We start from the raw sequence: 12,101 nt of genomic DNA, 5'->3' as shown, positions 1-12,101 counted from the left end.
CCGATAACCACACAGAAATGAACCGTCTCATAACCCTCTATACAGCCAGCCTGCTCCTGCTGTTCACCGGCAAAGCCGGGGCACAGACCATCACCAAACCCTCCTGCAAACAAACCGAGATCATCCGGGTAGAAAATGTGAAAACAGGAGGTCAGATATACAGTCTGACAGCAGAGCAGAAGACCGTCATCCTCGAATATGCCGACGGGCAGTCCCGGCGGATCCAGACCGTAACACAGAAAGGGAGCCCCTTGCAGAAAGATATCGTGCAGCCGGTAGCCTTTGACCAGTACGGGCTGCAGCCGGTAACCTACCTGCCCTATGTTTCCACCAGCAGCGATGGCTCCTATCAGGCTGGTGCCCTGAACGCACAGTCCTCCTACTACGCCAACGGCAGCAGCGACAAAGTTGCCGACGATAACAAGCCGTACACCCGTATTCAATACGAAAACAGCCCCCTGACTAGGCTGCTGACAGAAGGCAGTCCCGGGGAAGGGTACCAGCCGGGTCAGCATGCCCGTTCGGTGACCTACCGGACCAATACCCTTGCCGAGGGGGTGCGTATCTGGAAAGAAGACGGCAGCAGCCCTTCGGTGTACAGTGCCGGGCAGCTGTCAGTCACCGAAAGTACTGACGAAAGCGGAAACATAACCTTGCAGTTCAAGAACAAAGAAGGTCAGGAAGTCCTTCGCCGCCGTCAGGCAGACGAAACGGTAAACGGCGTAACAGAAACCTTCTACGATATCTATTATATTTATAATGCAGCAGGGAATGTGCGCTACACCCTGCCCCCCAAAGCCGTATCGCAGATGAAGGGCAGCGGAAGCTGGCAGCTCACGGCCGCTTTGCTTTCCGACCTGGTGTACAGCTATACCTACGACGGGCAGGGCCGCCTGAGCGAAAAGAAGGCCCCCGGCGGCGCCCCGGTGTATATCATTTATGACCCGCTGGACCGCCCGTTGCTGGTACAGGACGGGAACCTCCGGGCCCAGAACAAATGGCGCTACAGCAAGTACGACAGCCGGCAGCGTATCATCAGCGAAGGCATCTATACCGATGCCACCCGGACTACCCCCGCTGCGATGCAGTCCTACGTCAACACCCAGGATTTCAGCACGGCCTACTGCGAAGAGCGGCAGGGCGGCACGGCGTTCGGGTACAGCAACCAGCAGTTCCCCACGAGCGGCACCCAGCCCCTTCTCTATTATTACTACGATAACTACGATCTGAACAATGACGGCACGGCCGATTACAGCTACCAGGCGCAGTCGCTGGCGGGCGAAGCCGCCCCTCTTTACCGGGTACGCGGCCAGCTCACGGCATTCAGGAAGCGGATCATGGGCACGGAGACCTGGCTGACCAGCGTGACCTTTTACGACAAGCGGGGGAATGCCATCCAGGAGCTCAGCAATAACCAGCTTCAGGCATCCATGTCAGACACCAAAACAACAGTACATGACTTCACCGGGAATGTCCTGAAGGCGAAGACCATAAAATCCCACGCCACCGGGAGTACCACCATCCTGAGCACCCTCAGCTATGACCCTGCAGGCAGGCTGAAGTCCATCGACGACAGCTATAATGGGGCAGCTGCCATCCGGGTGGCCAGCTACGAGTACAATGAGCTGGGCCAGCTGACCGACAAGAAGCTACACTCCACCAACGGGGGAAGCACGTACCTGCAGTCTGTAGACTACCGCTACAACATCCGGGGAAGCCTGATTAGCATCAACAACAGCAGCCTGACGGCCGATGAGAGGAATGACGAGACCAATGATGTGTTCGGCATGGAAATGCTCTATGAGCAGGCGGATGCGGGACTGGGCAACAGCGTATCCTATACCGGAATGATTACAGCGGTCAAATGGAAGTCCAGAGACCCCTCAGGGGGTACCCCCAAAGAACGGAGCTACCGTTTTGCGTACGACAAGCTGTACCGGTTGAAAGAGGCCCTGTACCAGGAACGCGTACCGGGGGGCAGCTGGACGGCCAACGGGGCCTATGACGAGAAGAACATCCGCTATGACCAGAACGGGAATATCCTTACCTTGCAGCGGAATGCGTATATCGCAGGATCAGTTACGATGATAGATAACCTGGCATACAGCTATAGCGGGAACCGTCTGGAAAACCTCAGCGACGGGGGCAGCTCGGCATTGGGTTACCGGAACCTGACGGGCTCGGCATCCGTCTATAGCTATGATGCCGCGGGCAATTTGACCGGAGACCCTAAGAAAGGGCTCAGCCAGACCTATAACGAGCTGGGGCGGACAGAGAAGATCACCATCACCACGGCAACGGGAAGATATATCCGCTATACCTATGACGGCAGCGGGACGCTGATCAAAAAGCAGCAGTACGATGGCAACACGCTGCAGAAGACCACCGACTATATAGAAAGCTTTGTGTACGAGAACGGCACCCTCAGTTACTTCGCGATGGCCGAAGGGCGGGTACGCAATACAGGCAGCAGCCTGAAGGCAGAATACATGATCAGGGACTACCAGGGGAACGTACGGGTGAGCTTTGAGGAGCAGAACGGTCAGGCGGCGGTGCGGCAGGAGAACAGTTACTACCCTTACGGGCTGGTGATGCCCGGAGGTACCTTACCTACCCAGCCAAATAAAAACCTGTATAATGGCGGCTCGGAATGGCAGAACGACTACGGGGACTTGCCGGACTACTACCAGACGTTCTACCGGATGTACGATGCGGCAGTAGGGCGCTTCATGGGGATGGACCCTCTGGCGGATTACTATGCCTACCAGAGCCCTTATCAGTACGGAGGTAATAACCCGGTGATGTATAATGACCCGCTGGGAGATAAACAAGCCCCGTTAGATGAGACCCTGGAAGGAGGATGGGGCCGCTATGGAGGGACCATCACGTTCACGGAAGGCGGGGGAATGCAAACGACGTTGTTCAGGAACGAAGGAGACGTGTGGGACGCTATGAAGTCCTATATGGACGGCTTCCAGGCCTGGGGGAAGAACGGGGCGAATGACGAATATACAGCAGCAAAAGAGTTCGCCAGTAACATGAATGAAGTGAAAAGTGGAAGTATGACATTCAGAGAAAAGGATGGCAGCTATTTCCTGTTTTCCAATACGGCAAAGACGGACGTTGCAACAGGAACAGCGATCAGAGGAGGTGTGGAACTGGTCCAGTATGGCTTGATACCGGAGGATCCGATTGCTGCTAACTCGGCGGGACCGGTGTATGATGGGGCAGGATATTTTGGATCGAATTTCATTGGCCCAGGACCAGATGTAGATCCTGGCTCCCTTGGACTGAGGCCAAAAGATATGATAGATCGGGCAGCTTTCTATCATGATCGCGCATATTTTCATGCAAAAGCATCTGGTATATCAGGTGCACTTTTTAATCATTCTCCGGCAGTAGCAATGGCCGATAAAATATTATACACGGAAGCATTAAGGGTCTCAAGGCTATACAAAGAAGGGGGACATATAGACCCTGTTACCCAATTGCCTATAAGCCAGTACACATATAGTGAAGCTAATGCTATTATCGGTGCTTTCGGAACAATATCCTTTTTTAAAACGCCACTTTCTACTGCTCAGCAGAGAATAAACAACTGGTATAATAATCTACTTGGTGGATGGTAAATGATAAATAGCTATTATATGATACGAGACAAGGACGAGAAGAAAGTATTGACATTAATCATCTTTTTTCTGACTTTAATTCTACAATCTTGCAATGATCAACCTGATATAAAACGAGACGAAGGTTTGCATAGTATGACCTTATCAGCCGATGGAGCTAATATTGTTTTTTCGTGGGTGAATAATGGACAAGCGTCTGTATATCAAGCAAACATCGACGGGTCTGAACCCGAGATTCTGGCAGAATCAGAAGCTGGCATTTCGTTTTTAAATCCCAAAGTCTCCACAAGTGGTAATAAGATAGTTTTTGTCGGATTTGAAGAAGGTGCTGTAAATAGTTCGGTATGGATGATAAATAAGGATGGAAGCGGAATGAAGCAACTTACAGATAACAAGACTATACGTACAGAAGCAATGTTCTCTTTGTCTGAAGATAGCGTTTTCTTTTGTCAGGCGAATGATTATAAAAGCTATTCCCCTATTGGGAGACGTGCAGCTCATAGCTATGATATTTATTCATTATCTATGGCCAATGGGGTAGTTGATAAAATAACGAACCTTGCTTCATATGGGTTGTATTATATTACAAATTTCTCAAATAATGAGATTATATTTAACTCTATTGATACAGAGGAAGGGCTCTTTATATTTTCGAAATCAGGCGATTCAATCAGACGAATTATTCCCCGAAATAAAGGAGACAGAGATATGTTAAGTTATTCTAACCCCGTTGTGATAGATTCTACTTTAATTGCTTGTTCCTCATATTATGAACTTCTTTTAATAGACCTAAAGACAGGCGAAGAAAAAGAAATCGGACGAAGTCCCTCCGGGGAATTTAGAAGTTTGAGTTTTAATAAGGGAGACAAACGACTTTATTTTATCGTTTCCGGAAAAAAAAACCGGGTATTTTCCATCAACCTGGATGGGACAGGACTCAATGAAATTCCATTGGACATTAAGTGATATTTGCAGTTTACAAGTATGCTAACTCGGAGGGAACCTATTTAAGAAGTTCATTTGTAGATGTTAGCTTTGATCCTGGTGCTGACAACCCTGTGTCTTCAAAATTGTCGGCCTATTTTTCGACCGTTATGGAAAAAGCCTCGGGACAAGGGATAACTTCAGTAAGAATCTCCAGCACCACAAATCATCCTTCAAACTCAAAACGGTCAGCTCATTCGAAAGCGAATGGAGCCAGAGCATTTGATATCAATTATATCAATGGGGTTCATGTGTCTACGAGTGCCCCATTTGTCGGTACGATGCAAACTATCATCCAAGAAACTCCAAGATGGAGAGAAAATTATGGGCCATTAATTATTCAAAAGATGAGCAACGGCTCTCCAATCTTAGCTCCATGGGCAAGAGAAATACCTGGAGGCCATTATAATCATATTCACGTATCTGTGCCATGGTAAACAATTCAGTAGTATCGTAAAAAATAAGGAAAGAAAAACTATATGAACAAAACATTCTTAATTGTAGGATTGCTCGCTTTGTCCTCTTGCTCTTCTAAAAATTCCAGAGAGAATGCAGTAAATGATAGCGTCAACGAATCTGTGGCTGCACCAGCAAATAAAACGTTAACAAAAATAGACACAATAAATCCAAATGACCTCAAGGCAAATAACCAAGAAGAGGAGGTAAATGCCATTGATCTTAAACCGTTTACAGAATTACCGCAGGAGTTGGATGGTTGCGGCTGCTATTTCTATTTGTCTAAAAAAGATGAAAAGGAGGATAAGTATATTTTTGTCAACGATTTCGCGAGTACAGCATTTGTTTTCGTAAATAATAGGCTTGAAAAATTCGAACTTAAGGAGCACGATGAAGGAAGTAATTTCTATTCCTATTCTAATGAGCGATATGATTTAAAGATTGAAATAACAAAAAAATCTACAGGTGGTGACGAAACTTCTAACATTGAAGGTGTCCTTACGATAAAAAAAGGCAAAGAAGAGCTAAAAAAGACTTTTGTTGGGACTTGTGGCTGCTAGCCTGTTGATGCTAACTCGGGAGGGAATAGTTGGTTTAAGGATGCATTGGACTATGCAGGTAAAGGACTTGGAACTGCTGGCGTAGGGGTAGACGTTAGAAAGGCTGTTGAGGCAGAGTACTTAATGCAAGCCAGATTAAACAGGCAAATTGCAGGCGATTTTTCACGATCAATAAATCATTCACTTAGAGGACTATCAAAGACTGGTCGTCGTCTGGGCTATGCAGGTCTTGCCATGACGGCAGTTGATATGGCATATAATGGAGTAAATTTAAGTAACACATTGGATGCTGCTATGGGTGGACTCGCTTTTACAGGTTGGGGCGCCCCAATTTCTGCCGCTTACTTTCTTGTTAACTGGGGTGTAGAGGCTTACAGTGGACAAAGTTTGGGACAGCACCTCCAGGGAAAATTTACGGACCCTAACGCTTCAATTAAATTTTGGTAATTCATATGAGCTTTTTTGATTACATTTTTTATAGAATAACATTCTATTACAAAAGAAAAAAAGATTTGTCGCCAGAGACAGCTGGTTCGCTGATTGTTTCGCTTTTACAATTCTTTTTTATTCTCGATATATTTATACTTGTCAGAATTTTTTATGAATACACCATTCCTTCTGGCTTTAGTAAAGTGTGGGCATTGCCGCTCATTGTTGTATTAGGAGTGATGAATTGGTATCGATATGAGAAAAAATCCTTGTATCCGGAATTGAGAAGAACATGGAAGGATGAAGATCCATCAAGAAAAAGAAAGCGAGGAAGATTGATCGTTTGGAGTCTCATCATCCTATTAACAATCCCAGTTTTTTATGGTCTGATTCGTCATAATATGATAGGTGGGAAAAGCTTCTTTGGCTGATATTTGAGATGCTAACTCGGCGGGTACACCCCTATCAATAACGGTATACAGATTTATCTGAAATATTTTACGAAATAGTGTGAGCTAAATTTAGAACATTACAAATAATATAACGCGTTTTATTAAATTTGAAGTATGATGCTGCAAAAATATCTTATCGTTCCTTTTCTGCTACTCCTTTCGATCAACAACAGAGCTCAAACCCGCCGGTATTACCTGGGCCCTGGCAATGAAATTGTGAGTGATTCAACAAAAGCGGAGTTCTATATTCTGGTTGAATACGATAAAACGGATTCAACCTGGAAAATGCAACAATATACACTCTCTGATACTTTGCGGGTTATCGGCAGCTTCAAAGACGAGCAACTTAAAGTGCCGCATGGGAAATTTGTGGTGTATAATCTGTTTCGGATTTCATCACAAAGAAAATATAGCCCATTAAGCAAACGCATTGAGACAGAGATAATTCCCCTAAGATACTACATAGCAGATTCGGGGGCCTATGTAAACGGACAAAAGGAGGGTGAGTGGACGCATTTTTTTTCAGACGGACGCATTGAGTATATATATACCTACAAAGGTGATCAGTTGAATGGCAGATTTAGAAGCTATAACTACACTACTCAAAAAATACTGATAGAGGGAAACTATGAGAACGGCTCTAAGGAGGGGAAGTGGTTGACGTTTGCTGCATCTGGTGATATACTTGTGGAAGATACCTACAAGAACAATATTCTGCGTAAGTCCCTCCATCGTCCATCAAAGCTTAAGGCAAGTGAACAATATAAATATACAGGAGGCGTGCCGGGCTACAATTTTAATAGTTATTTGTCAGAAGCGGTAGATAATAGTAATTTCGGAGACGCCAGAGGCAGATTAACGCTATCCTGCACACTTAATAAAAATGGAAAGCTAATTGTTTCTAACTTCTTATCCCAATCTTATTTTGCAGACGAAATTATACTTGACGCCATATTTGCTGTAGAGAATGCACCGTCGTGGAAACCGGCGAAAATCAAAGATCAACTGGTTGAAATCAGTATTCCGGTAACTATTTCGATCCCCGAAAAGACTATTGAATGGGGAGATAGTGAGCAGGCAAAACGGGTCTCCGAGAAGCTTTTCAAACCAATGATATCTGGCTTCTGATCAGCCGTAAATGTCAATTTTGTAAAATGTCTGTTAACAATATAAGAATTGCAGAATATTCAATACATTGCATTCAAACAACACGAAAATGAAAAGCGCTTATCAATTCCTTATCTTATTATTGTTTCCGGTTTTTTTGTCTTCTTGTGCCAAGTATTATGTTAATACAGTAAGCAGCGCAAGTACATCGTTTGATGGAAATGGAGTGTTCAAACATGAAAACGATTCGGTATTGGTTACCTATAACTTTTTTGGCGAAGGTGCCCCTCTTCATATAATAGTAAAGAATAGGACAAATTCCCCGTTATATGTTGATTGGTCTAGATCGGCGATGATTATCAGGGACCGTGCAGTAAGCTATCTTGATAATAAGGTTGTTATTACTGGTACAATTAACGGTGATAGCTATAACTGGGACAAGTTTTGGACTTCGCATTTCGGGGATTTAAATGCTTCTGCCTCCTTACCTAACAGTGTCAGTTTTATTCCCCCTCATTCAGACATCGAAAAAGTAATAGTATTAGGAAATATTTCTCAATTTGAAGCTATTCCCAAATACACCTATGCAGAGAAGGAATACTTTTATCCTGAAACGGGCCCGGTAGAAGTAAAAGCTGCTAACTTCGCTAAAGACCAGTCGCCTTTAGCATTTAAGAGCTATATAACCTTATTTACTACTTCTAATAATAAGGAGGCAATTCCATTTGTATTTCAGGACGAATTTTACATTTCTAAGTCAATCAAAACTTACTCTAACCCCAATTTTATTGCAGAGTATAAAAATAAGGCACCTAATATTTTCTATATAAAGAAGCCGACATTCTTTGGCAAAACTACCTATGTTGTTGGTGCAGCGGCAATAGTTAGCGGAGCTGCTTTAGTGAGTGATGAGAATGGCGCGTCTGATACCAATAGCAAATAATAAAGGTGTATACTAAGAATAACCTGGGACTGGTTTGTCTCTTAATCCCGTTTGTATTAATCTCTTTGAAAGAGCTCTCTTATGGGCAAGTTGTGAATGACAACGATTCTGCGGCGGTAGAGAATACGCTGTCTGTGTTTAGAAAGAGTTTGAAAAGCCAGTTGTGGTTGTTTAACGGAGTGGAAGATCCTGGATATCCGGCAGGACTTGTAGGTAGTCCTTATTACCTTACTGATAAACTTAGTAAAGGGTCTGTTATCTATGATGGGGTAACTTATCATAATGTACCTTTATTGTACGATATGCTTAAACAAGCTGTTGTGATTGAGTATTTTAATACGCCTTTTCGTATTCGCCTACTCGATGACAGGTTAAGTTCTTTTAGCTTTTCAGGGCATCATTTTGTAAAAGTAGGCAATAACGCTGGCCTGGTTAATTTGGAAGAAGGGATCTTCGAGATATGTTATAGCGGATCACTTCGGTTGTTAGCGCGCCGTTATGCTCTTAGCCGGAATGTGATTTCGGGTAATAAAATGGCAACAACAATTGAATCTCATGTTAAATTTTATATTATCAGGGACCGTACTGCTTATTCCGTTAATAGTGCTAAAACAGCTTTGAAGATTGTGGGAGATAATGGTGAGATTAAAGAATATTTGAAAAAGAACAAGTTCAAGTATAAGAAGGACAAGGAAAGGGTGCTGACTGAAATCGTATCATACAGAGATAACATTAGCAGGTAGAATAGGTATGTATAAAATTAAGTTGAGATATCTCATCTGTTTATCTGCAATAATGATTTGCGAGTTAATCTACGCACAGGAAACAAAGGAAAATATCACAGGTACATTTAATCATCTGACGCTGGGTCAGTTCGTCAAAGAACTGGAAAATAAAGGTGGTTATACTTTTTATTATGACCCGGAACATCGGGATTCATTATCGGTAAACATTGAAGTGTCGCAGGTATCCCTGGATAGCCTTTTAGCGAAGGCGTTTAGAAATACTTTTTATTACTTTCTTGTCGATCAGGAAGAGAAAAATGTTTTTATCACCTATAAAAGACGGATGGATGCCGCCCTTTCCCCTGTTCTTCTTTCAATTAGCAGCCGGCCGGGGGCTGTATTCCGGAAAGAGGTTATTCCCAACAGTGAGGCTTCGAATGAAGAACGACCTGCTGTGAAGGCTACGCTGGAGAATAAAATATATGAAATAGGGATAAAGACCTCAACTTTTGAAAGTGGAGAAGCGAGCCTGTCCGGATATGTCAGACACGCAAGAACGGGCGAACCACTAACGGGGGTCTCCGTTAAAGCGGAGCCTTCCAAATCTGGCACTGTGACTGATCAGTATGGATATTATTCACTGCAGTTGCCCAAAGGCCATTACATGCTCGCAATAAGCGGGATTGGGATAAGGAATACGCGTCGTCAGATCGATTTATACGGCAATGGGCGGTTGAATATTGAGGCCCTGGATCAGGTACAAACTTTAAAGGAAGTGGTAATATCATCTGAAAAAGTCCGGAATATTAAAAATGTGCAGTTAGGAGTTGAAAAACTGACATTGCAGAATATTAAACAGGTACCAACAGTTTTTGGAGAGGCTGACGTGCTTCGTGTGGTATTAACTTTACCGGGAGTTAAATCTGTGGGAGAAGCAAGTACCGGATTTAATGTGAGAGGAGGCGCGACGGATCAGAATTTGATTCTTTATAACGGAGCTACAATCTACAACCCTTCTCATTTCTTCGGGTTCTTTTCTGCTTTTAATCCCGAAAGTGTAAAGGATGTGGAACTTTATAAAAGCAGTATTCCTGCCTATTATGGGGGAAGGCTTTCTTCTGTTCTTGAAGTGAACACAAGGGATGGCAATAAAAAGAAATTTACGGGATCGGCAGGTATAGGTCTTTTGACAAGCAGATTTAATGTAGAAGGGCCTTTAGTGAAAGATAAGACTTCTTTCATGATCGGAGGCAGAACCACGTATTCCAACTGGCTACTGAAAGCTCTTCCCGGAAAAGCAGAATATAAGGGAAGTAAGGCTTCTTTTTCGGATCTTGATGTACATCTAAGCCATCAATTCAATGAAGGGAATAGTTTGTATGTTACCGGCTACTACAGCAAAGATAAATCAAATCTGAACAGTGATACGACGTATAGTTACAACAACCAAAGTTTGTCTGTTAAATGGAAACATGTGTTCGGAAACAAGTTGTTCAGTGTTTTTACGGCGGGATATGACAACTATGGCTATAATAACTTTAGTGACATTTCGAGGGCAGAATCCTATACTATGGAGTTTAATATCAATCAGGCATCTTTTAAAACTGACTTTAACTGGTACCCCAGCCAGAAGCATACCATTAATGCCGGAGTATCTGGGATCTATTACAAACTGAATCCCGGTACGTTTGATCCCCGGGGCGGTGAGTCTTTAATTATCAGACAGGATATAGAAGATGAAAGAGGCCTGGAGAATGCACTGTATGTGAATGATAAATTTGACATTACTTCGGGTTTGTCTATTAATGCGGGGATACGATACTCCATTTATCAGAGCCTGGGCCCTAAAACAGTGAATAAGTATTCTCCCGGTTTGCCCCTGGAAGAAGCTAATACCCTTGAATCTGTAACGTATGGGCGTAATAAGGCTATTAAGACCTATCATGGTCCCGAATACCGGATCTCGGCCAGGTACATATTTGAAAATGAACTTTCTGTTAAAGCGGGTTATAATACCATGAGGCAATATATTCACATGCTTTCCAATACAACTGCCATTGCTCCGACTGATATATGGAAATTGAGTGACTATAATATTAAGCCTCAGTACGGAGACCAGTTTGCCCTCGGCATATATAAGAATTTTAAATCAAACACGATAGAGACGTCTGTAGAGGTATATTATAAAACGGATGCAGGACTACCTTGATTACAAAAGCGGGGCTAGTCTTATTTTGAACCCGCATATAGAAACGGATGTAATTAGTACGAAAGGGAAGGCATATGGAGCGGAGTTTATGGTCAGAAAGAATGCCGGGAAGATTAATGGCTGGCTTAGCTATACGTTTTCGCGTACATTGTTGAAAACAGATGATCTTACGGCTGGGGAGCTGGTGAACGGAGGGGCTTATTATCCGGGTAACTATGATAAACCTCATGATGTTACATTGATCGGTAATTATCGGTTTTCTCACCGGTACAGCTTATCCTTAAATACAACATACAGTACAGGCAGACCCATTACTTTGCCTATAGGTAAATACTGGTATGGAGGGGCGCAGCGGGTACTATATTCTGACAGGAATGAATACCGGATACCCGATTATTTTAGAATGGATATAGGAGTAAATGTAGAGGGAAATCATAAAGTTCATCAGGCCACTCATAATTCATGGACGATAGGTGTGTATAATCTTACTGCGCGGAAGAATGCTTATTCTACTTATTTTACTACCGAGGGGGGAATCATAAACGGATACAAGTTATCTATTTTTAGTAGTCCTGTACCTTATATTAACTATAATATCAGATTTTAA

At 43.6% G+C, this 12,101-nt stretch carries 11 protein-coding genes; all 11 read left to right on the top strand.

Annotated features, from left to right (window positions below; genetic code table 11):
* Positions 1 to 17 precede the first annotated feature (17 nt).
* The 11 genes from BDE36_RS01300 (at position 18) to BDE36_RS23935 (ending at position 12,101) form a co-directional block, all read left to right on the top strand.
* Positions 18 to 3,629 (top strand): DUF6443 domain-containing protein, encoded by a 3,612-nt coding sequence (locus tag BDE36_RS01300; protein ID WP_141813446.1) that lies wholly within the window; start codon positions 18 to 20, stop codon positions 3,627 to 3,629.
* A gap of 18 nt (positions 3,630 to 3,647) precedes the next feature.
* Positions 3,648 to 4,595, top strand: coding sequence for a TolB family protein (locus BDE36_RS01295; protein ID WP_141813445.1), 948 nt, complete (start codon positions 3,648 to 3,650; stop codon positions 4,593 to 4,595).
* Positions 4,592 to 5,050 (top strand): hypothetical protein, encoded by a 459-nt coding sequence (locus tag BDE36_RS01290; RefSeq protein ID WP_141813444.1) that lies wholly within the window; start codon positions 4,592 to 4,594, stop codon positions 5,048 to 5,050. Before BDE36_RS01295 ends, BDE36_RS01290 begins: the two co-directional genes overlap by 4 nt.
* Before the next feature lie 42 nt (positions 5,051 to 5,092).
* Positions 5,093 to 5,629 (top strand): hypothetical protein, encoded by a 537-nt coding sequence (locus BDE36_RS01285; RefSeq protein ID WP_141813443.1) that lies wholly within the window; start codon positions 5,093 to 5,095, stop codon positions 5,627 to 5,629.
* A gap of 45 nt (positions 5,630 to 5,674) precedes the next feature.
* Complete coding sequence (locus tag BDE36_RS01280) at positions 5,675 to 6,076, top strand: hypothetical protein (protein ID WP_141813442.1); 402 nt, start codon at positions 5,675 to 5,677, stop codon at positions 6,074 to 6,076.
* Between the two features lie 5 nt (positions 6,077 to 6,081).
* A complete protein-coding gene (locus tag BDE36_RS01275; RefSeq protein ID WP_141813441.1) occupies positions 6,082 to 6,489 on the top strand; it encodes a hypothetical protein in 408 nt (135 codons plus the stop codon).
* Positions 6,490 to 6,624: 135 nt separating this feature from the next.
* Positions 6,625 to 7,638 (top strand): toxin-antitoxin system YwqK family antitoxin, encoded by a 1,014-nt coding sequence (locus BDE36_RS01270; RefSeq protein ID WP_141813440.1) that lies wholly within the window; start codon positions 6,625 to 6,627, stop codon positions 7,636 to 7,638.
* An 88-nt stretch (positions 7,639 to 7,726) separates the two neighbouring features.
* Positions 7,727 to 8,560, top strand: coding sequence for a hypothetical protein (locus BDE36_RS01265; protein WP_141813439.1), 834 nt, complete (start codon positions 7,727 to 7,729; stop codon positions 8,558 to 8,560).
* A 5-nt stretch (positions 8,561 to 8,565) separates the two neighbouring features.
* Complete coding sequence (locus BDE36_RS01260; protein WP_141813438.1) at positions 8,566 to 9,303, top strand: hypothetical protein; 738 nt, start codon at positions 8,566 to 8,568, stop codon at positions 9,301 to 9,303.
* 52 nt (positions 9,304 to 9,355) lie between these two features.
* Positions 9,356 to 11,494 (top strand): TonB-dependent receptor, encoded by a 2,139-nt coding sequence (locus tag BDE36_RS01255; protein ID WP_202618203.1) that lies wholly within the window; start codon positions 9,356 to 9,358, stop codon positions 11,492 to 11,494.
* Entirely contained in the window at positions 11,478 to 12,101 is a 624-nt protein-coding gene (locus BDE36_RS23935) for a TonB-dependent receptor (RefSeq protein ID WP_202618204.1), read from the top strand. The genes BDE36_RS01255 and BDE36_RS23935 overlap by 17 nt, the downstream gene beginning before the upstream one ends.

The sequence above is a fragment of the Arcticibacter tournemirensis genome, from assembly GCF_006716645.1.
Lineage (GTDB): Bacteria > Bacteroidota > Bacteroidia > Sphingobacteriales > Sphingobacteriaceae > Arcticibacter > Arcticibacter tournemirensis.
This window is presented reverse-complemented; position numbering and strand designations above follow the sequence as displayed.